The organism is Roseomonas haemaphysalidis (assembly GCF_017355405.1).
Taxonomy (GTDB): domain Bacteria; phylum Pseudomonadota; class Alphaproteobacteria; order Acetobacterales; family Acetobacteraceae; genus Pseudoroseomonas; species Pseudoroseomonas haemaphysalidis.
On the sequence record NZ_CP061177.1, the window covers coordinates 2,577,291 to 2,597,250 of the forward strand.

The following is a 19,960-nucleotide window of genomic DNA, read 5'->3' on the forward strand; positions in this document are numbered from 1 at the left end:
CGGCGTTCGGGAGCCCCCACATTCGCGCCAAGGCGGCGGCAAGGCAATGCCGCCGCCCTGTGGAATCTAGACCGTGGCGCTGCGATCCTCGGCTTGCACGCCCAGGAACTTCAGCTTGCGGTGCAGCGCGCTGCGTTCCATGCCGACGAAGTTGGCGGTGCGGCTGATGTTGCCGCCGAAGCGCAGCAGCTGGGCTTCCAGGTACTGCTTCTCGAACAGTTCGCGCGCGTCGCGCAGCGGCAGCGTCATGATCTCGCTGGACCGGTCCAGCTTCAGCGCGGCCGGTGCCGCCGAGCCGACCTCGGGCGGCAGCATCTCCGGGCGGATCGCCTCCCCCGGTCCGCCCGGCGCCATGATCAGCAGCCAGTCCACCAAATTGCGCAGCTGACGCACGTTGCCGGGCCAGTCATAGGCCTGCATGGCGGCCAGAACGTCCTCGGACAACTCGCGCGCCGGCACGCCGGAGGTTTCGGCGGAACGGCCCATGAAGTGCCGTGCCAGCACGGGCACGTCCTCCCGCCGCTCGCGCAGCGCCGGCACGCGGAGCGGCACCACCGCCAGGCGGTAGAACAAATCCTCGCGGAAGCGCCCGGCGGCGATCTCCGCTGTCAGGTCGCGGTTGGTGGTGGCGATCACCCGCACGTCCACCTTGACCCGGGTGGCGCCGCCCACCCGCTCGAACCCCTGCTCCTGCAGGGCGCGGACGATCTTGCCCTGGGTTTCCAGCGGCATGTCCGCCACCTCGTCCAGCAGCAGCGTGCCGCCATGGGCGCGTTCCAGCACGCCGGCGCGGCGGCCGCCATTGCCGGCATCGGCCCCGGCCTCGACGCCGAACAGCTCCTCCTCGAAGCGAGCGGGGTTGAGGGTGGCGCAGTTCAGCGCCACGAAGGGCTCGCCGGCGCGGCGGGACCGGGCATGGATCATCCGCGCCGCGACCTCCTTGCCGGCACCGGCTGGGCCGGAGATCAGCACGCGGGAGCCGGTGGGCGCCACGCGCTCGATGGCGTTGCGCAGCTGGCCGACGCCGGAGGACGCACCCAGCAGCTCGGTTTCCGCCCCGGCACGCAGCCGAAGCTCGCTGACCTCCCGCTTCAGCCGGGCCGCTTCCAGCGCCCGCTCCACGATCAGGATCAGCCGGTCCGACTTGAAGGGCTTCTCGATGAAGTCGTAGGCGCCCTGCTGGATGGCCTGCACCGCGGTCTCGATGGTGCCGTGGCCCGAGATCATGACGATCGGGACCTGCGGCTCCTCCCGCTGCATCGCTTCGAGGATGCCGAGGCCGTCCAGCCGCGAGTTTTGCAACCAGATGTCCAGGATCACCAGGCTCGGGCGGCGGGCCCGGAAAGCGGCCAGCGCGGTGTCCGAGTTCTGTGCGCCCCGGGTCTCGTAGCCTTCATCCGACAGGATGCCCTCGATCAGCGCGCGGATATCCGGCTCGTCGTCGACGATCAGGACCTCATGCGCCATGCTGCTGCACCTCCGTCATCTTGTTCCCGGCCATCGCCGCCTGCTGCTCGCCTTCCAGCGGGAAGACCAGCGCCGCGCGCGTGCCGGCCTTGCCGTCCTGGCGGTCCGTCAACAGCAGCCGTCCGCCGTGGTCCTCCATGATCTTCTTGACGATGGCAAGACCAAGCCCGGTCCCTTTCGGCTTGTGGGTCACATAAGGCTCCGTCAGCCGCTCCCGCTCCTCCCCATCCGGCAGGCCGTTGCCGTCGTCCTCGACCGCCATGGTCAGCCAGCCCTCGGAGGGTTCGACGCTGATGCGGATGTGCCCGATATCGGCGGGCTCGCCTGCCGCCATCAGGGCCTGGCGACGCACCATCACCGCATCGGCGGCGTTCGCCAATAGGTTGGTCATGGCCTGCCCCAGCAACCGGCGGTCGCAGCGGATGCGCGGTGGGGAGGCGGGGATATCGGTGGAAAAAACAATATCGTGATGCGCATTCTGCTGCAGCACCAATGCTTCCCGCGCCATCTGTCCCGGGTCCTCGGGGCGGATCACCGGCTGCGGCATGCGCGCGAAGGCGGAGAACTCGTCCACCATCCGGCCGATATCCTCCACCTGCCGCACGATGGTGTCGGTGCAGGCCTTGAAGGTGTCGGGGTCGGACTGGATCTCCTTCAGGTACTTGCGCTTCAGCCGCTCGGCGGAGAGCTGGATGGGCGTCAGCGGGTTCTTGATCTCATGCGCAATGCGGCGGGCGACGTCGGACCACGCGGCCTTGCGCTGCGCCGACAGCAGCTCGGTGATGTCGTCGAAGGTCAGCACGAAGCCGACCACCTGCCCGCGCTGGGTTTCCGCGCCGATCTGCGCCAGCACGGTGCGGCGGTCGGAAGGCGGGCCGATGCGGATCTCGGCGGTGCGGCTGCGCTCCGGGGCGCTCATGGCAGCCTCCAGCAGCGGGGCGAACTCCGGCACCACCTCGTCCAGCCGGACACCCAGGTCGGCATCCAGGTCGCGGGCCAGCAGCTCGCTGGCGCTGCGGTTGGGCAGGTTGATGCGGCCTTCCCCATCGAGGCCGACCACGCCGGCAGAGACGCCCGACAGCACGGTTTCCGTGAAGCGCCGCCGCTCGTCGATCTGGCGATAGGCCTCCATCAACTCGCTGCGCTGGGCCGCCAGCTGGTTGGTCATGCGGTTGAAGGCGCGGGACAGGGTGCCGACCTCGTCATCCGCCTCACCTTCCGACACCCGTACCGTGAGGTCGCCGCCGCGCACCCGGTCCGCCGCCACGATCAGCCGCGACAGCGGCCGGGCGATCTGGTTGGCGATGACGAGGCCGATGGAGACGGCGGCCAGCAGCACCATCAGCGCCGCGATGGCGAAGATCATCGCGAAGGTGATCTGCAACCAGGACCGGTTGCGGTCCAGCTGGTCGTATTGTTGAAAAGCCAGCTCCGTGCGCTGCATGTGGTCGATCACGCTGGGGTCCACCGGGCGGCCGATCAGCAGCATCAGCCCCGGCTGGATGTCCAGCGCCACCAGGGCACGCACCCTGCCCTCCTCGGATTCTCCCGGCAGCACCGCCACATCGCCGCTGCGCACCTGCTCCATGGCCCAGGCCGGCAGCGGGTCCAGCACCGTGGTGGTGGTCAGCCCGGCATGCGCCACGACCTGATTGAGCACCGGTTCGAACACCACCGAGTCGGTCAGCCCGCGCAGAGAGGTATGCGTCGCCAGCAGCCGGGCGAAGGCATACTGGTTGGTGTCCAGAAGCTGCCCGTTGCGGTTCAGGTCCGCCGCCATGGCCAGCGCGTCGGCGCGGATGGTGTTGCGGTGCTCGTCCAGATAGGCGCGGGAGGCGACGAGGCTGGCTTCCAGCGTCGAGCGCACCTGATCGCTGAACCAGGCCTGAATGCCCAGGTTGAAGAACACCGCGGCAAAGACCGCCACCAGCAGCGCGGGCGTGACGGCGGTGACGCTGAACAGCAGCACCAGACGCACGTGCAGCCGCGACCCGGCCGAGCCACGCCGCCGCTCCGCCCAAACCCGCACCAGCCGCGCGATGATGGAGCCGAGCAGCAGCAGCAGGAAAAAGGCGTTGACCAGCACCATGGCCACCACCTGCCCGGGCTTGGTGGGCCCGAAGGGGCTGCCGCCGGACAACAGGGTGAAGGTGCCCACCGCCAGCAGCAGCGCCACGGCCGCCAGCACCAGCGTGACGACCCGCCCCAGCAGCCATTCGGCCAGCCTGCGGCGCCGGGGCGCCTGGCCGGCCGTGGTTCCGCTCATCGCCCCACCCTCATGACAGCCCGCGCACCACCGGCAGGTCCAGCTCCCGGATCTTCTTGCGCAGCGTGTTGCGGTTCAGCCCGAGCATGGCGGCCGCCTTGATCTGGTTGCCACGCGTGGCGGCCAGGGCCAGCCGCAGCAGCGGCCGCTCCACCTCGGCCAGGACGCGCTCATACAGGTCGCGCACCGGTAGGCCGTCCTTCTGCGCCGCCACAAAGGTGGTCAGGTGCCGTTCCACCGCCTGTTCCAGCGTTTCGGGCGCGCGCAGCTCCATCTCGACCATCGGCTCGGCTTCCGCCAGCTCGTTGGCCACCGCGTCGGCACCGATCACCTCCTGCGGATACAGGGCGGCGAGGCGCCGCATCAGGTTTTCCAACTCGCGCACGTTGCCGGGCCAGCCATGGCGGCGCAGACGCTCGATCGCCTCCTGGTCCAGTTGCTTGCCCGGCAGGCCGGACGCCTTGGCGCGGTCCAGGAAGTGGCGGGCCAGCAGCGGAATGTCTTCGGCCCGCTCGCGCACCGGCGGCAGGCGGATGGGCACGACGTTGAGGCGGTAGAACAGGTCCTCGCGGAACAGGCCCTGGCGGATCGCCTGCCGCAGGTCGCGGTGGGTGGCGGCGACGATGCGGACATTGGCCTTGATCGGGCTGCGGCCGCCCACCGTGGTGAACTCGCCTTCCTGCAGCACGCGCAGCAGGCGGGTCTGGGCCTCGGGCGGCATGTCGCCGATCTCGTCCAGGAACAGCGTGCCGCCGGCCGCCTGCTCGAACCGCCCGACGCCGCGGGCCAGCGCCCCCGTGAAGGCGCCGCGCTCATGGCCGAACAGCTCGCTTTCGATCAACTCGCGCGGGATGGCGGCCATGTTGATGGCGACAAAGGGGCCGGTGCGGCGCCGACCGTAGTCGTGCAGTGCGCGGGCCACCAGCTCCTTGCCGGTGCCGCTCTCGCCCGTGATCATCACGGTCAGGTCCGTGGTCGTGAGGCGCGCGACGGTGCGGTAGATCTCCTGCATCGCCGGGCTGCGGCCGACCAGCGGCAGGCGCTCGCCCTCATGCTCCTCCGAAGGCGGCTGGGCGGCGGCGGGGGCCACCAGCGCACGGGCCACGACGGCCAGCAGCTCCTTCAGGTCGAAGGGCTTGGGCAGGTACTCGAAGGCGCCGCGCTGCGCCGCCTTGACCGCCGTCATGAAGGTGGATTGCGCCGACATCACCACCACGCGCAGCTCGGGCCGGACGCGCTTGATGCGGGGCACGAGGTCCAGCCCGTTCTCGTCCGGCATCACCACGTCGGTGATCACCAGGTCGCCGCTGCCTTCCTCCACCCAGCGCCACAGCGTGGCGGCGGAGGACGTGGCCCGCACGGTATAGCCCGCGCGCCCCAGCGCCTGGGACAGCACGGTGCGGATGGCCCGGTCGTCATCGGCGATCAGGATGGTTCGGCTGTCGGTCATGCGGGTTTGGTCTCGGTCGGGGCGGGCTGGTTGGCGGGCGGCATGGGCAGGGACAGGCGGAAAATCGTGCGCCCCGGGCGGCTGTCGCACTCGATCAGCGCCCCCTGGTCGGCCACCAGCTTGGCGACCATGGCGAGGCCGAGCCCCTGCCCGCCCCGCTTGGTGGTCACGAAGGGCTCCCACAGGTTGGAGCGCACCTCCTCCTCGATGCCCGGGCCGTTGTCGCGGACGCTGACCTGCAACGGCAGGTGCACCCGCTCCCGCGACCCGGGCACGGCAATGCGGACGCCGTGGTGGTAGGCGGTGGAAAGCTGGATCTCGCCGCCCTGGGGGTCCACCGCCTCGGCGGCGTTCTTCACCAGGTTCAGCAGGATCTGCACCAGAAAGTCGCGGTTGCCCCAGACCGGCGGCAGCGAGGGATCGTAGTCCTCCACGATGCGCAGGTGGCTGGCGAAGCCACGGCTGGCGATGCGCCGCACATGGTCCAGCACCTCATGGATGTTCACCACGCTGCATTCGACCGGCTGCTCCGAGAACATTTCCATCCGCTCCACCAGGGTGCGGATGCGGTCCGCCTCATCCTGGATCAGCACGCAAAGCTCACGGTCGTCCTCGTTGGCGTTCTGCTCCAGCAGCTGCGCTGCGCCGCGAATGCCGGACAGCGGGTTCTTCACCTCATGCGCCAGCATGGCAGCCATGGCGGAGGCACCGCGGGCGGCACCCCGGAAGTTCAGCTGCCGGTCCAGCTTCTGCGCCTTGCTGCCATCCTGCAGCGTCAGCACCACCGCCCCCGGCATTTCCGGCAGCGGCGCGCCATGGGCGGCGACGCCGGTGCGGTGCAGGCGGGGGCTGTCCAGCGTCAGATCATGGTCAGACACCGGCGCGTCCTGGCTACGAACCTGATCCACCATCGCGAGAAGGCGCGAATCCGGGGGTACCAGATCGGCCAGCGAGATCTGGCTGAGCGAGCCGAAGGACAGTTGAAAGAACTGCTCGGCCGCCGGGTTGGCGGAACGGAAGCGGTTGTCGCCATCCAGCACCACCACGGGCACCGGCAGGGCGGACACGATCGCCACGCTGTCCGGCACGGCGCCCTCGGACGCCGGGCGGGCGGTCCGGCGCGTGAAGATGTTCATGCGGCGATGGCGTCCTCATCCCGGCCGGCAGCGGAAAAGGCGTCCCGCACCACCGCCACGCCCTGGTCGATCAGCGGGCGGTAGAAGGCGTCCAGCACCGCCTCCGTCGCCTGCGGTGTTTCCGCGTGGTTGACGCGGACCCGGAACTCGGCCGAACCGGGCAGGCCCTTGGAATACCAGGCCAGGTGCTTGCGGGCGAGCCGCATGCCCGTGATGTCGCCGTGGTGCTCCAGCATGTAGCGCCAGTGGCGCAGCAGGATCTCGTAATGCGCCGCCAGCTCGGGTTCCGGGGTCAGCGTGCCGGTGGTCAGGTAGTCCGCCACCTGCGCCAGCAGCCAGGGGCGGCCGTAGCAACCGCGCCCGATCATCACGCCATCCGCGCCGGATTGCCGCAGTGCCTCGGCAGCGTGTTCCGGTGCCAGGATGTCGCCGTTCACGATGACTGGGATGCCTACCGCCGCCTTGACGGTGGCCACGAACCGCCAGTCCGCCGTGCCGGTGTAGAGCATCTGCCGGGTGCGTCCGTGCACGGTCACCAGCTTGATGCCGCACTCCTCGGCGATCCTCGACAGGCGGGGGGCGTTCAGGTTGCTGTGGTCCCAGCCCATGCGCATCTTCAGCGTCACCGGCACCTCGACCGCCTTGACCACGGCCTCCAGGATGCGCGCGGCGCCGATCTCGTCGCGCATCAGGGCGCTGCCCGCCTGCTGGCCGATCGCCACCTTCTTGACCGGGCACCCGAAGTTGATGTCCACGATGGCCGCGCCCTGCCCGACCGCCAGCTTGGCCGCCTCAGCCATCACGGCCGGGTCGCAGCCGGCCAGCTGCACGCTGGCGGGGCCGCCGAAGCCGTCCACCTCCGCCATCTTCAGGGTGGTGCGGTTTTCACGCACCATTGCCTGGCTGGCGATCATCTCGCTTACCACCATGGGTGCCTGCAGCTCGCGGCACAGGCGGCGGAACGGCAGGTCGGTGACACCCGACATCGGGGCCAGGATCACCGGTGCCTCGACGGTCAGCGGACCAACAAGGATCGGGCGCAGGCGCGGGACCATGCCGGTCTCGGCCGCGGTTGGCTGGGCGGCGGGTGCGTTCACGGTGGCGATGCTCATGATTTGGGCAATCTAGGCCGCAACCCGCGCCGCGTCCATCGCGATCAGCCTGTTCTCAGGGCGCTCTGGTCAGCCTGTCGGCGGCCGGATAGGTTCCGCGCCATGCGTGTGATCGCCCTTCTTATGGCTGCCGGAAGCGGAACCCGCTTCGGCGCGGCCAGCCCCAAGCAATACCTGCCCCTCCTGGGCCGCCCGGTGCTGCGCCACGCGGCGGAGGCACTGCTCGCCGACGGCCTCGTGGAAGCCATCCTGCCCGTGGTGCCCGCAGGGCAGGAAGCGCAGGTCGGGGCGATGCTCGACGGCTTGCCCTGTTTGCCACCGGTCGCGGGGGGCGACAGCCGGCAACAGAGCGTGCAGGCCGGCCTGCGGGCCCTGGCAGCGGCGGCACCCGATGCCGTTCTGGTGCACGACGCCGCCCGCCCCATTCTGCCCGCCGGCACGGTCACCGCGCTGGTGGAGGCGCTGAAGACCCACCCCGGCGCCATTCCGGCGCAACCGGTGACGGACACGTTGAAAGCCGGGTCGGGCGGCGTGATCGACCGGACCGTTCCCCGGGCCGGGCTGTTTCGCGCCCAAACGCCGCAGGCGTTCCGCTTCGCCGCGCTGCTGCAGGCGCATCGCGATGCGACATCCGAGGCGACCGACGATGCCTCGCTTCTGGAGGCCGCCGGATTGCCAGTCGCCCTGCTCCCCGGATCGGAAAGCAACATCAAAGTGACCTACCCCGAGGACTTGGTGCGCGCCGAGGCCGCCCTGCTCCCGCGCCTGCTGCCCGCCATGGGCACGGGGTTCGACGTGCACCGGCTGGTGGAAGGCCGGCCCCTGGTCCTGTGCGGCATCACGGTGCCGCATCCGTTGGGGCTGGACGGGCATTCGGACGCCGACGTCGGACTGCACGCCTTGTGCGATGCCATCTACGGTGCCCTGGCCGAGGGCGACATCGGCCGTCACTTCCCGCCCAGCGAGGCCGAATGGAAGGACGCCGACAGCGCCCGCTTTCTGCGCCATGCGACCGGCCGGGTAGCGGCGCGGGGCGGCATCATCACCCATGCCGATGTCACGCTGATCTGCGAGCGCCCCAAGATCGGGCCGCATGCCGACGCGATGCGGGTGCGGCTGTCCGAACTGATGGGCATCCCCCTCACCCGCGTGTCGGTGAAGGCCACCACGACGGAGCGGCTCGGTTTCACCGGGCGTGGCGAGGGCATCGCCGCCCAGGCGGCGGCTACACTGTTACTGCCCGCCTGACCGGGCGCGCAGCCAGTCGCGCAAAGCCGGCTCCGGCATCGGGCGGGCGATCAGATAGCCCTGTGCCTCGTCGCCGCCATGCTCTGCCAGGAAGTCCAGCGCGCCCTGGTCCTCCACGCCCTCCGCGACCACGCGGTGGCCGAGGTCGTGAGCCAGTTGGATCATGGTGGCGACCAGGCGCTGGTCGCGGGAACTGCCGGACAGGTCGCGGATAAAGGACTGGTCGAGCTTGATGATGTTGGCCGGCAGCGTTTGCACATAGGAAAAGGTGCTGTAGCCGGTGCCGAAGTCGTCGATCGCGATGTCCACGCCCAGGTCTCGCAAGTGGCGCAGCTGACGCAGGGCGGCCTCGCCGTTGCGCATCAGGGCGCTTTCGGTGAATTCCAGTTCCAATGCCTGTGGCTCCAACTGCCGCTCCGCCAGCGCTTCCAGCAGGAACTCCGTGAAATCGGGTTCAGCCAGGTTCAGCGCCGACACATTCACGGACAGTCGTATGGCGAACCCGTCGCGCCGCAGCGCCGCCAGGTGGGCCGCGGCGCGGCGGATGACCCAGCGCGTCACGGGCTGCGTCAGCGCCGTCTGCTCGACCAGGGGAATGAACTCGCCGGGGGACACGGCGGCGAGCTGCGGGTGGTTCCAGCGCAACAGGGCCTCGGCGCCGTGGCACTGTCCGCTGGCAATCTCGACGCGGGGCTGAAACACCAGACTTAGCTGGTCCTCTACGGCCAGCGCCGGCGACAGGTCCGACAAGAGGCGCAGCCGCCGCTGGCTGCGGGCCGCGCTGTCGGGGTCGTAAAGCCCGGTCCGGGTGCCGGAGCCACGGGCTTCCGCCGCTGCGCTGCCAGCGGCGGTCAGCACCTCCTCGGCGCCGCAGGACGTCTTGAAACAGACGACGCCGAAGGTGGGCGTCGCCGTCACCGGCACGGTGCCCATGGCCAGGGGCGCGGCAAAGGCTGCTTCCAGCGCCGCGACCGCAGCCTGCCAGCCGCCGGGGCGGCCGGCCTGCAGCAGGGCCAGGAACGTGCATCCGCCGGTGTGGTAGATGTTGCTTCTGCCACCCAGGCACCGGACCAGGACTTCCGCGCCGTGCCGGGTCATCGCCTCTACATAGGCCGGGCCGAGGGCGGCGATCGCCTCGCCAAGCTGGCTGGAATGCGACAGGTCCACCATCAGTGCCACGCCGTCCGCCGCCGGGCGGGCGGTGAACTCGTCGATGAACTGCAAACGGTTCGGCAAACCGCTGAGCGGGTCGATGCGCCCGAAGGCATGCTCCAGCTCCACCTGCGCCATGACCATGGCGGCGAGGTCGGTCAGCGACTGCATCTCGGCGGTGGTGATCTGCCGCGGCTCGGTGCCGAGCACGCACATGGCGCCGAGGCCCAGCCCGTCGCTCGTCAACAACGGCGCGCCGGCGTAGAAGCGGATGCCCGCCTGCACCAGCGGACTGCCGGCGAAGCGGGCGTCCTGTTGCAGATCCGGCACCACCAGCATCGCCCTGGTCGCGCTCACCACCGCGCATGGCGCCTGGTGCCGCGGGAGCTCGCGATGCGTGACGCCCACCGCGGACTTGAACCACTGGCGGTCGCTGTCGGTCAGCGACACGGCGGCCACCGGCGCGTTCAGCATGTGGCTGGCGAGCCGGGTCACGCGGTCGTAGCTCTCGCTGGGGGAGGTCTCCAGCATGTTCAGCGCCAGCAGGGCATCCAGCCTGCGGCGCTCGTCCGCCGGAGCGGGCCAGAAATGCGACATGACAGTCCTTGGACAGGAAGCGGGCTGGCCGGGCGGCATGCTCCTCGCCCGGCCTAGGCCGCAGATTGCCTGCCCAAGGATGAACACTTCATGTGTTGTCAGGCCGGTTTGGGGCCTGACGGGTGATCAGCCGCGCGGCAGAAAGCCCACCAGCTCCTCGGCCCGGGTCACGATCGGCTCGGCAATGGCGGCGGCGCGGTCGGACCCCTTGCGAAGCTCGGCATCCACCGCGCCCGGATCGGCCAGCAGCCGCGTCATTTCTGCCTGGATAGGGCTGAGATGCGACACCAGGGCCTCGGTCAGCACCTCCTTGAAGGCACCGAAGCCCTTGCCGGCATGGTCCCGCAGCACGTCCGCCGGGGTGGTGCCGGTCATCGCGGCCAGGATGCCGACGAGGTTGCGGGCCTCCGGGCGCGCGTCCAGCCCCGCCATCTCGGACGGCAGGGGTTCCGGGTCCGTCTTGGCGCGGCGGATCTTCAGGGCGATGGTATCCGCGTCGTCGGTCAGGTTGATGCGCGACTGGTCGGAGGGATCGGACTTCGACATCTTCTTGGTGCCGTCCCGCAGCGACATGACGCGGGCGGCGACCCCCTGGATCATCGGCTCGATCGTCGGAAAGAAGTCCACGCCATAGTCGTGGTTGAACTTCTGCGCGATGTCGTTGGCCAGTTCCAGGTGCTGCTTCTGGTCCTCGCCCACCGGCACGCGGGTGGCGTGGTAGGCATGGATATCGGCGGCCATCAGGTTCGGATAAACGTAGAGCCCCGCCCCGGCGTTCTCGCGGTCCTTGCCCGCCTTGTCCTTGAACTGCGTCATCCGGTTCAGCCAGCCGATGCGGGCCACGCAGTTGAAGATCCAGGCCAGACGGGCATGGGCATGCACGTGGCTTTGCACGAACAGGGTGCACTTGTCCGGCGTCACGCCACAGGCGATCAGCGCCGCCGCCATTTCCCGTGTCTGGCTGGCCAGGGTCCTGGGGTCGAAAGGCTGGGTGATGGCATGCAGGTCGACCACGCAATAGATGCAGTCGTGGTCCTGCATCATCGGCACCCAGTTGCGGATGGCGCCCAGGTAGTTGCCGAGGGTTGGAATGCCCGAAGGCTGAATCCCGGAAAACACGCGCTGCATCGCCAGCTACCTTTCGCACCAAAAGCCCCGGGGCGCCGCCCGGCGGTCTGGCGGTGATCCCGCGCAGGCCTGCCGACGTCAAGCGGAGCAGCCTGGGCCAAACGTTTTTTGCGGCACTGCACGGTGACTTTTCATGCCTTCCGGCGTTCGACACTGGCCATGCAACCTTCCCCGTCCCCGATCCTGTCGCGGCAGCCGGACGACCGCCGGTCAGTCCCGGCGTCCGCCACGGCGCCGAGCCCACCCACCATGCTGCAGCCTGGTCGGAACGTGTGGCGCGTGGCGCGGGCGGCGCGGGCCAGCGTCCTGGTGGACGCCGCCAACTACTACGGCGCGCTGCGCGAGGCGCTGTTGAAGGCGGAGGACAGCATCCTCATCGCCGGCTGGGATATCGACAGCCGCGCCCCCCTGGTCGGTCCCTCGGGCGAGCCGACGGATGGATTGCCGGCGACGCTGGGTGCCTTTCTGACAGCGCTGGTGCACCGCCGGCCGCAACTGCGGGTCAAGCTGCTGTTGTGGGACTATTCGGTGCTTTACGCGCTGGAGCGCGAGTTGCTGCCGGCGCTGATGCTGCACTGGAACACCCCGGCGCAGATCGAGCTGTGCCTGGACGACGAGGTTCCCTTGGGTGCCTCGCATCACCAGAAGATCGTCGTGGTGGATGACCGGCTGGCATTTTCCGGCGGGCTGGACCTGACCATCCGCCGGTGGGACACGTCCCACCACGCGATCAACGACCCCCATCGCATGGACCCGGGCGACCAGCCCTATGCGCCGTTCCACGACGTGCAGATGCTGGTCGACGGCGAAGCGGCCGGGGCTCTGGCCGACCTGTTCCGCGGGCGCTGGGCCCGCTCGGCCTGCGAGGACCTGCCGCCCCGGGCCGAGGTCGGGGCCGATGCCCCCGACCTCTGGCCCCGCGCCCTGGTGCCGGACCTGCGGGATGTCGCGGTCGGCATTGCCCGCACCCAGGCCGACTACGACGGCGAGCCCGCTGTCCGCGAGGTGGAAACACTGTTCGAGGACATGATCGACGGCGCCGAGCGCTGCATCTATGCCGAGAACCAGTTCTACACGAACCTCGGCCTTGCTGCCCGTCTGGGCAAGCGGATGCAGGAGCGCCCGGACCTTCAGGTGGTCCTGCTGGGGCCGCGCACGCACCACACCTGGCTGGAACACCGCACCATGCTGGCGGGACGCATCCGCTTCATGATGCTGTTGCGCCAGATGGGCGTGGCCGACCGGATCCGCATGCTCTACCCACAGATCGGGGACAAGCGTGGTCCGCATGCCGACGTGATGGTGCACGCCAAGGTCACCATCGTCGATGACCGGATCATGCGCATCGGTTCCGCCAACCTGTGCAACCGGTCCATGGCGATCGACACGGAATGCGACCTCGTGGTCGAGGGAACGGACGAGCGGACCCGCGCCGGCATCCGCATGGTGCGCGACAGGTTCCTGGCCGAGCATATTGGCGTGAAGCCCGAGCGTGTGGCGGCGATCACGCAAAGCGGCACCCTGTTCCAGGCCCTGGACCAATTGAGCAGCCGGCAGCGCCGCCTGCTGCCTATCCAGGATGGCGAGCTGGCCGAAGGAGAAGGCGTGCCGCAGATCGAGGCCGTGGCGGACCCCCGCCGCCCGATTGGCCCGGAAACCATGCTGGCGGACTTCGATGCCGACGAGGCCCCTGAGGGCAGCGGCGGCATGGCGCTCTGGCTGCGCATCGGGCTGGTGGTGGCGCCCATGGTGATCCTGGGCGTGGCGTGGCGCTATACGCCGCTGTCCGACTTCATGAACCCGAACACCTTCACCAGTTCGCTGCAGGCGGGCGGGGCGTGGGGGCCGGTGCTCGCGCTTGGGCTGTTCATGTTGCTGGGCCTGATCGCCTTTCCCGTGAACGTGCTGATCGTCGCCACGGCCGCGGCCTTCGGCCTGTGGCCGGGCCTCATGTATGCGGCGGTGGGCGCCATGGTCAGCGCGGTCCTGACCTATCTGGTCGGGCGCCGGATGGGCCCCGGGGTACTGCGCAAGATCATCGGACCACGCATCAACAAGGTGAGCCGGAGCATCGCCAAGAACGGCATCCTGGCCGTGACGCTGGTGCGCCTGATGCCGATCGCGCCCTTTACCCTGGTCAACCTGGTGGCCGGGGCCATCCGCATTCCCTTGCTAGACTACACCGTGGGCACGGCGCTGGGCCTCGCGCCGGGGCTGTTGTTGATGACGGCGCTGGGCGACCGGCTGCTGCGCATCCTGACCGATCCGTCCCTCAAGGACATCTTCGGCTTCGTGGTGGTCCTGCTGTGCTGGGGGCTGCTGTCCTTCGGGTTGCAGAGCCTCATCAAGCGGTGGCGGCGCCGCAGCGAACGCAAGCGAGACGCCGCCGCGTGATCCTGCGGATCATGACCTGGAACATCCATGGCGGCATCGGGCCTGACGGCGTGCTGGACATGGACCGGACCCTCGCGCTGATCCGGCGCCACAAGCCGGACATTCTGGCCGTTCAGGAAGTGGAAAGCCGCGGCCGCGGGCTGGACCATTGCGGCTTCTCCCTGCTGCGCGACCATATCCCTGGCCATTCTCGCCCGGCCGAGACCATCCAGGCGCATGACGGCGCCTACGGACACATGCTGCTGAGCCGGTGGCCGATCGAGCACAGCGAGCTGCACGACCTGTCGCACCCCGGCCGCGAACCGCGCATCGCCATCGAGGCGCGAATCGCGACGCCGGCCGGCGAGCTGCGGGTCGTATCCGCCCACCTGGGCCTGCGTCACCGTGAGCGGCAGCAGCAGGCGGCCAAGCTCGCGGCCCTGGTCCGCCGCGGGTCCGGACCGATGGTGGCAATGGGCGACTTCAACGAATGGAGCTGGCGTGGCCCCGTGTGGCGGGCGCTGGGGCGGCAGATGCCCGGGCACACCCGGCTGCGGACCTTTCCGGCCCGCTTTCCGGCCTTGAAGCTCGATCGCATCTTCTGCCGTCCGGCGTCGCTGCTCGGGCGCAACTGGTCGGATCGGGACGGCCGCCATGCCTCGGACCACCTGCCCATCGTGGCCGAGCTGCACATGCCCGTCAGGTCTGCCCCCTGATGCGCAGGCTGGCCCGCCCGGCCCCAAGGGAGTAAACGCCCCGGCAACCGGCTTGGCCGCCCTGTCCCGGCCAGCCCCGACCGGCAGCGGAGGAACCAGTTCAATGCCCGTATATCGTTCGCGCACCACCACGCATGGCCGCAACATGGCGGGCGCCCGTGGCCTTTGGCGGGCCACCGGCATGAAGGACGGTGACTTCGGCAAGCCGATCATCGCCATCGCCAATTCCTTCACCCAGTTCGTGCCCGGCCATGTGCACCTCAAGGACCTCGGCCAGCTGGTGGCGCGGGAGATCGAGGCGGCCGGGGGCGTGGCCAAGGAATTCAACACCATCGCGGTGGATGATGGCATCGCCATGGGCCATGGCGGCATGCTCTACAGCCTGCCCTCGCGCGAGCTGATCGCCGACAGCGTCGAATACATGGTGAACGCGCATTGCGCGGACGCGCTGGTGTGCATCTCGAACTGCGACAAGATCACCCCGGGCATGCTGATGGCGGCGATGCGCCTGAACATTCCGGTGGTGTTCGTGTCCGGCGGCCCGATGGAGGCCGGCAAGGTGGTTCACCGTGGCGTGAAGCGCGCCATCGACCTCGTGGACGCCATGGTCGCCGCCGCAGACAGCACCGTGACCGACGAGGAGGTGGCGGTGATCGAACGCTCCGCCTGCCCGACCTGCGGAAGTTGCTCGGGCATGTTCACTGCCAATTCCATGAACTGCCTGGCCGAGGCGCTGGGCCTCGCCCTGCCGGGCAACGGAACGGTCGTCGCCACCCATTCCGACCGCAAGGGGCTGTTCCTGGAGGCCGGGCGCCTGATCGTGGACCTCGCCAAGCGGTACTACGAGCAGGATGATGTTTCCGCCCTGCCCCGCTCCATCGCCAACTTCGCGGCGTTCGAGAACGCGATGACGCTGGATATCTCCATGGGTGGCTCCACCAACACGGTGCTGCACCTGCTGGCGGCGGCGCATGAGGCGGGCGTGGACTTCACTATGCGCGACATCGACCGCCTGTCCCGCCGCGTGCCTGTGCTGTGCAAGGTGGCCCCCGCCGTGCCGGATGTGCATGTGGAGGACGTGCACCGCGCCGGCGGCATCATGGGCATTCTCGGCGAGCTCGACCGCGCCGGGCTGATCCATCGCGATGTCCCCACGGTCCACGCCACCACCATGGGCGATGCGCTGGACCGGTGGGACCTGAAGCGCACCGAAAGCCGCACCGCGCACGACTTCTTCTGCGCCGCCCCCGGCGGCATCCCGACCACCGAGGCGTTCAGCCAGTCCGCCCGCTGGGAAGAGCCGGACCTGGACCGGGAGAAGGGCGTGATCCGCCGGCTGGAGCATGCCTTTTCCACCGATGGCGGCCTGGCGGTGCTGTATGGCAACCTGGCCGAGGACGGCTGCATCGTGAAGACCGCCGGCGTGGATGCCAGCATCCTGACGTTCCATGGCACCGCGCGCATCTTCGAAAGCCAGGATGACGCGGTCAGCGGCATCCTGGGCGGCAAGGTTTCGCCGGGCGACGTGGTGCTGATCCGCTACGAGGGTCCCAAGGGCGGCCCCGGCATGCAGGAGATGCTGTATCCGACCAGCTACCTGAAGTCGAAGGGCCTGGGCAAGGCCTGCGCCCTGGTCACGGACGGTCGTTTCTCGGGTGGTTCCTCGGGCCTGTCGATCGGGCACGTCTCGCCGGAAGCCGCTGAAGGCGGCTTGATCGGGCTGGTCGAGGACGGTGACAGCATCGAGATCGACATTCCCAACCGCAGCATCCGCCTGGCGGTGCCGGACGAAGTGCTGGCCGAGCGCCGGCAGGGCATGGAGCAACGGGGCGAGCAGGCCTGGCAGCCGGTCGACCGTGAGCGTGCCGTGTCCACCGCGCTGCGCGCCTATGCCGCCCTGACCACCAGCGCCGCCCGCGGCGCCGTGCGCGACCTGGACCAGCGCCGCCGCCGCTGATCGAAAACGACAACGCCGGACGCTTGGGGGCGTCCGGCGTTTGGAAGCGGCAAGCTGGCGCGCCCTGAGGGACTTGAACCCCCAACCAACCGGGTAGAAGCCGGTTGCTCTATCCAGTTGAGCTAAGGACGCAGAACCGGGCGGTGGTGGACCTTAGTGGGTCCAGTTCTCCGCGCGGCCATAGCGGAAATTATCGGCATAGACCTTGGGCTTGATCTCGGCCTTCTGCGGCGGCACCGCCTCGACCTCGTAGGCGATGCCGTTGGCACGGGCATAAGCCTCGGCAGCCTCGCGGGTGGAAAAGCTCAGCCGCACCTGCGCGCGCGTATCGCCCGAGCCGAACCAGCCGGTCAGCGGGTCCAGCTTGCGGCTTTCGGACGGCGCGAACTCCAGCAGCCAGCCTTCCGTCTTGGCGCGCCCGGATTGCATGGCGGAACGCGGCGGGGAATGGATGCGGGCAATGGCGGCGTCGCGGCTCATGCGGGGCGTTCCGTTGTTGCGGTGGTCGGGGCGAGAGGATTCGAACCTCCGGCCCTTTGGTCCCAAACCAAATGCGCTACCAGGCTGCGCCACGCCCCGACTGCGGCGCAAACTATGTCCGATCGGGGCGGCGCGCAACCGTGCAGCGTCAGCCGATGTGGCTCAGCCCCCCCATCCAGGGCGCCAGCACGGCCGGCACGGCGATCCGGCCGTCCTCCTGCTGGTGGGTTTCCAGCACCGCGATCAACGCGCGGCCCACAGCGACGCCGGAGCCGTTGAGCGTGTGCACGAAGGCCGTCCCCTTGGCGTCCCTGGGCCGGAAGCGCGCCGCCATGCGGCGGGCCTGGAAATCGAGGGTATTGGAGCAGGACGAAATCTCCCGCCATGCGCCCTGCCCCGGCAGCCAGACCTCAAGGTCATAGGTCTTGGTTGCGGAAAAGCCGGTATCGCCGGCGCACAGCACGACCCGGCGCCACACCAAGCCGAGTTCCGTCAGAACCCGCTCGGCGCACTGGGTCATGCGCTCGTGCTCCGCGTCGGAATGCTCGGGTGCGGTGACAGCCACCATTTCGACCTTGGTGAACTGGTGCTGCCGCAACATGCCGCGGGTGTCACGCCCCGCGCTGCCGGCTTCGGACCGGAAGCATGGCGACAGCGCGGCGAAGCGCAATGGCAGCGCATCCTCGGCCAGGATCTCGCCCGCCACGAGGTTGGTCAGCGGCACCTCGGCGGTCGGGATCAGCCAGCGGCCGTCCTCGGTGCGGAACAGGTCTTCCTTGAACTTCGGCAGCTGGCCGGTGCCGTACATGGTGGCGTCGTTCACCAGCAGCGGCACGGCCGTCTCGCTGAAGCCGTGCTCGTCCACGTGCAGCGTCAACATGTACTGGCCCAGCGCGCGCTCCAGCCGGGCCAACTGGCCCCTCAGCACCGTGAAGCGGGCGCCTGCCAGCTTGGAGGCGCCGGCGAAGTCCATCAGCCCCAGGGCCTCGCCGATCTCGAAATGCTGCTTCGGCGTGAACGGCATGTTGGGCGGGTTGCCGTGCTGGTGCAGCACGACGTTGTCGGCCTCGTCCCGCCCGTCGGGCACATCGTCGGCCAGGGCATTGGGCAGGGTTTCCAGCAAGGCGCCCTGCGCCTCGTCGGCCGCCTTCGCCTCGGCTTCCAAGGCCTCCATGCGGCCGCGCAGCGCGGTGGCCTCCGCCTCCAGCGCGGCTGTGTCGGCACCCTGGCGCTTGCCGATGCCGATCTCCTTGGACAGCTGGTTGCGCCGCGCCTGAAGCTCCTGCAGCGCGGTCTGCGAGGAACGGCGGATGCTGTCCTGTTCCAGGATGGCGGCGGCCACCGGCGGCAGCGCGCGGCGCGCCATGGCGGCGTCAAACGCCGCCGGATCGGCGCGGACGGTGCGGATGTCGTGCATGGCAGATCAGCTCTTGTCTTCGTCGGTCCGCACCGGGCTGACCCAGCCGGCGGCAAGAATGGAAATCTCGTAGAGAAGGATCAGCGGCACGGCGAGGCCGATCTGGCTGATGATGTCGGGCGGCGTGATCACGGCGGCGATCACGAACATGCCGACGATCGCGTAGCGGCGCCCCTTCTTCAGCCCGGCAGCGGACACGATGCCCACCTTGGCCATCAGCGTCAGCGCGATCGGCATCTGGAAGGCAGCGCCGAAGGCCAGGATCATGTGCATGACCAAGCTGAGGTATTCGCTGACTTTGGCTTCCAGCTGCACCGGAAGCTGGCCCGCGCCTGGCGGCGTCTCAAAGGAGATGAAGAACTTCCAGGCCAGCGGAAAAATGAAGTAGTAGGCCAGCGCCGCGCCCAGCAGGAACAGGATCGGCGAGGCGATCATGAACGGCAGCATGGCCCGCTTCTCGCTGCGGTACAGGCCGGGCGCGATGAAGAGCCAGAGCTGCGTGGCCCACACGGGGAAGCTGACGAAGACCGCGCCGAAGAACGCCACCTTCAGGTAGGTGAAGAAGGCCTCGTAGAGCGCGGTGAAGATCATCCGCCGCTCGCCGCCACTCTGCTGGTGCAGCACGTCGGCCAGCGGACGGGCCAGGAAGCCGTAGATCTGCGTCGAGAAGTAATAGCAGACCGCGAAGGCGATCAGGAAAGCACCGAGCGACCATAGCAGGCGTGTGCGCAATTCGAGCAGATGCTCGATCAGCGGCATCGGCTTGTCGTCGATCTGGTCTTCTTCTTCTACCCGGGGCACGGACTTAATACTCAGACTGTCGGAGTTGCGGGCGGGGTGGCGGGCTTTTCCGGCGTGCCAGCGTGGTCGGCCGGCGGCGGGGGCGCCGCTGGTGCCGGCGGATGGTCGCGTGTGGCATCGGCGGTGAAGGCCGCGACCGTCGGCGGAATAAATGCCGGTGCATCGGCGGGAGCGTCAGCGGCGGGCACCGTGGGTGGCGGCGCCAGCGTGTCGGCCGGCGGCGGCGCCTCGGTCACCACCTGCCCGCCTTCCGGCGTCGGCTTCCAGGTGTCCTTCAGCGGATTGTCGTTGAAGGTCTTCTGGATGCTGCCGTCGCTGTCCACCGCGCGGGAGATGGTGCCCTTCAGGTCGAAGTTTCGGATGTCCTGGATCTGCTGCCGGACATCCTCCAGCTTCGCTTCCTTGACCAGCTCATCGGCATGGGTCTGGAACTCGGCGGCCATGCCGCGCAGCTTCTTGACGCCCTTGGCGACGTTGCGGATGGCATCCGGCAAGTCCTTGGGGCCGATCACCACCACCGCGACGACGGCGATCAGGGCCAGCTCGGACCAGGCAAAGTCGAACATGTGCTTCCCACTCTCCCCGGAACCGGGGGCCGCTTCCGTTAGCAGGAACGGGCGGCAGCGCCAATCCGGCCGCTGCCGCCCCGCCCCCGTTCCT

The 19,960-nt window shown here is 69.2% G+C and carries 15 protein-coding genes and 2 tRNA genes; 4 read left to right on the top strand and 13 right to left on the bottom strand.

Annotation, left to right across the window (positions count from 1 at the left end; all coding sequences use genetic code 11):
• Positions 1-66 precede the first annotated feature (66 nt).
• From ntrX to dusB, 5 genes are read right to left on the bottom strand one after another with little or no spacing between them, the layout of a single operon-like run.
• A complete protein-coding gene (ntrX, locus tag IAI59_RS11920; RefSeq protein ID WP_207417150.1) occupies positions 67-1,467 on the bottom strand; it encodes a nitrogen assimilation response regulator NtrX in 1,401 nt (466 codons plus the stop codon).
• On the bottom strand, positions 1,457-3,733 hold the full coding sequence (locus IAI59_RS11925; protein ID WP_207417149.1) for a sensor histidine kinase NtrY-like: 2,277 nt from the start codon (positions 3,731-3,733) through the stop codon (positions 1,457-1,459). The genes ntrX and IAI59_RS11925 overlap by 11 nt, the downstream gene beginning before the upstream one ends.
• Before the next feature lie 10 nt (positions 3,734-3,743).
• The gene (ntrC, locus tag IAI59_RS11930; RefSeq protein WP_207417147.1) at positions 3,744-5,183 is read right to left on the bottom strand and encodes a nitrogen regulation protein NR(I); all 1,440 of its coding nucleotides are present in this window, start codon (positions 5,181-5,183) and stop codon (positions 3,744-3,746) included.
• The gene (locus tag IAI59_RS11935) at positions 5,180-6,319 is read right to left on the bottom strand and encodes a two-component system sensor histidine kinase NtrB (RefSeq protein WP_207417146.1); all 1,140 of its coding nucleotides are present in this window, start codon (positions 6,317-6,319) and stop codon (positions 5,180-5,182) included. Before IAI59_RS11935 ends, ntrC begins: the two co-directional genes overlap by 4 nt.
• Positions 6,316-7,374 (bottom strand): tRNA dihydrouridine synthase DusB, encoded by a 1,059-nt coding sequence (gene dusB / locus IAI59_RS11940; protein WP_237180706.1) that lies wholly within the window; start codon positions 7,372-7,374, stop codon positions 6,316-6,318. The genes IAI59_RS11935 and dusB overlap by 4 nt, the downstream gene beginning before the upstream one ends.
• A 159-nt stretch (positions 7,375-7,533) precedes the next feature.
• Between dusB and IAI59_RS11945 the strand changes: the two genes are divergently transcribed.
• A complete protein-coding gene (locus tag IAI59_RS11945) occupies positions 7,534-8,679 on the top strand; it encodes a bifunctional 2-C-methyl-D-erythritol 4-phosphate cytidylyltransferase/2-C-methyl-D-erythritol 2,4-cyclodiphosphate synthase (protein WP_207417144.1) in 1,146 nt (381 codons plus the stop codon).
• Here the strand turns inward: IAI59_RS11945 and IAI59_RS11950 are convergent.
• Positions 8,665-10,428 (bottom strand): sensor domain-containing phosphodiesterase, encoded by a 1,764-nt coding sequence (locus IAI59_RS11950; RefSeq protein WP_207417143.1) that lies wholly within the window; start codon positions 10,426-10,428, stop codon positions 8,665-8,667. The two genes, IAI59_RS11945 and IAI59_RS11950, sit on opposite strands and share 15 nt — an antisense overlap.
• A gap of 126 nt (positions 10,429-10,554) precedes the next feature.
• Entirely contained in the window at positions 10,555-11,556 is a 1,002-nt protein-coding gene (gene trpS / locus IAI59_RS11955) for a tryptophan--tRNA ligase (protein WP_207417142.1), read from the bottom strand.
• A gap of 249 nt (positions 11,557-11,805) precedes the next feature.
• Here trpS and IAI59_RS11960 point away from each other — a divergent pair, with 249 nt between their 5' ends.
• The 3 genes from IAI59_RS11960 (at position 11,806) to ilvD (ending at position 16,602) form a co-directional block, all read left to right on the top strand.
• Positions 11,806-13,950, top strand: coding sequence for a VTT domain-containing protein (locus IAI59_RS11960; RefSeq protein WP_237181118.1), 2,145 nt, complete (start codon positions 11,806-11,808; stop codon positions 13,948-13,950).
• An 11-nt stretch (positions 13,951-13,961) separates the two neighbouring features.
• A complete protein-coding gene (locus tag IAI59_RS11965) occupies positions 13,962-14,645 on the top strand; it encodes an endonuclease/exonuclease/phosphatase family protein (RefSeq protein ID WP_237180687.1) in 684 nt (227 codons plus the stop codon).
• Positions 14,646-14,748: 103 nt separating this feature from the next.
• Positions 14,749-16,602, top strand: coding sequence for a dihydroxy-acid dehydratase (ilvD, locus tag IAI59_RS11970; protein WP_207417137.1), 1,854 nt, complete (start codon positions 14,749-14,751; stop codon positions 16,600-16,602).
• Between the two features lie 55 nt (positions 16,603-16,657).
• Here the strand turns inward: ilvD and IAI59_RS11975 are convergent.
• From IAI59_RS11975 to tatB, 6 genes are all read right to left on the bottom strand, one after another.
• A tRNA-Arg gene (locus IAI59_RS11975) sits at positions 16,658-16,734 on the bottom strand.
• A 21-nt stretch (positions 16,735-16,755) separates the two neighbouring features.
• Positions 16,756-17,082: an NADH dehydrogenase ubiquinone Fe-S protein 4 gene (locus IAI59_RS11980; RefSeq protein ID WP_207417135.1), complete on the bottom strand. Its 327-nt coding sequence runs from the start codon at positions 17,080-17,082 to the stop codon at positions 16,756-16,758.
• Between the two features lie 22 nt (positions 17,083-17,104).
• Positions 17,105-17,181 (bottom strand) — tRNA-Pro (locus tag IAI59_RS11985).
• A gap of 49 nt (positions 17,182-17,230) precedes the next feature.
• Positions 17,231-18,499: a serine--tRNA ligase gene (gene serS, locus IAI59_RS11990; RefSeq protein WP_207417133.1), complete on the bottom strand. Its 1,269-nt coding sequence runs from the start codon at positions 18,497-18,499 to the stop codon at positions 17,231-17,233.
• Positions 18,500-18,505: 6 nt separating this feature from the next.
• A complete protein-coding gene (gene tatC, locus IAI59_RS11995; protein WP_207417420.1) occupies positions 18,506-19,258 on the bottom strand; it encodes a twin-arginine translocase subunit TatC in 753 nt (250 codons plus the stop codon).
• Between the two features lie 53 nt (positions 19,259-19,311).
• Positions 19,312-19,866: a Sec-independent protein translocase protein TatB gene (gene tatB, locus IAI59_RS12000; protein WP_207417130.1), complete on the bottom strand. Its 555-nt coding sequence runs from the start codon at positions 19,864-19,866 to the stop codon at positions 19,312-19,314.
• Positions 19,867-19,960 lie beyond the last annotated feature (94 nt).

Excerpts from the sequence above, each read along its gene's own strand:
- ntrX (WP_207417150.1), bottom strand. The coding sequence starts at position 1,467 with ATGGCGCATGAGGTCCTGATCGTCGACGACGAGCCGGATATCCGCGCG.
- IAI59_RS11925 (WP_207417149.1), bottom strand. The coding sequence starts at position 3,733 with ATGAGCGGAACCACGGCCGGCCAGGCGCCCCGGCGCCGCAGGCTGGCC.
- ntrC (WP_207417147.1), bottom strand. The coding sequence starts at position 5,183 with ATGACCGACAGCCGAACCATCCTGATCGCCGATGACGACCGGGCCATC.
- IAI59_RS11935 (WP_207417146.1), bottom strand. The coding sequence starts at position 6,319 with ATGAACATCTTCACGCGCCGGACCGCCCGCCCGGCGTCCGAGGGCGCC.
- dusB (WP_237180706.1), bottom strand. The coding sequence starts at position 7,374 with ATGGTCCCGCGCCTGCGCCCGATCCTTGTTGGTCCGCTGACCGTCGAG.
- IAI59_RS11945 (WP_207417144.1), top strand. The coding sequence starts at position 7,534 with ATGCGTGTGATCGCCCTTCTTATGGCTGCCGGAAGCGGAACCCGCTTC.
- IAI59_RS11950 (WP_207417143.1), bottom strand. The coding sequence starts at position 10,428 with ATGTCGCATTTCTGGCCCGCTCCGGCGGACGAGCGCCGCAGGCTGGAT.
- trpS (WP_207417142.1), bottom strand. The coding sequence starts at position 11,556 with ATGCAGCGCGTGTTTTCCGGGATTCAGCCTTCGGGCATTCCAACCCTC.
- IAI59_RS11960 (WP_237181118.1), top strand. The coding sequence starts at position 11,806 with ATGCTGCAGCCTGGTCGGAACGTGTGGCGCGTGGCGCGGGCGGCGCGG.
- IAI59_RS11965 (WP_237180687.1), top strand. The coding sequence starts at position 13,962 with ATGACCTGGAACATCCATGGCGGCATCGGGCCTGACGGCGTGCTGGAC.
- ilvD (WP_207417137.1), top strand. The coding sequence starts at position 14,749 with ATGCCCGTATATCGTTCGCGCACCACCACGCATGGCCGCAACATGGCG.
- IAI59_RS11980 (WP_207417135.1), bottom strand. The coding sequence starts at position 17,082 with ATGAGCCGCGACGCCGCCATTGCCCGCATCCATTCCCCGCCGCGTTCC.
- serS (WP_207417133.1), bottom strand. The coding sequence starts at position 18,499 with ATGCACGACATCCGCACCGTCCGCGCCGATCCGGCGGCGTTTGACGCC.
- tatC (WP_207417420.1), bottom strand. The coding sequence starts at position 19,258 with ATGCCGCTGATCGAGCATCTGCTCGAATTGCGCACACGCCTGCTATGG.
- tatB (WP_207417130.1), bottom strand. The coding sequence starts at position 19,866 with ATGTTCGACTTTGCCTGGTCCGAGCTGGCCCTGATCGCCGTCGTCGCG.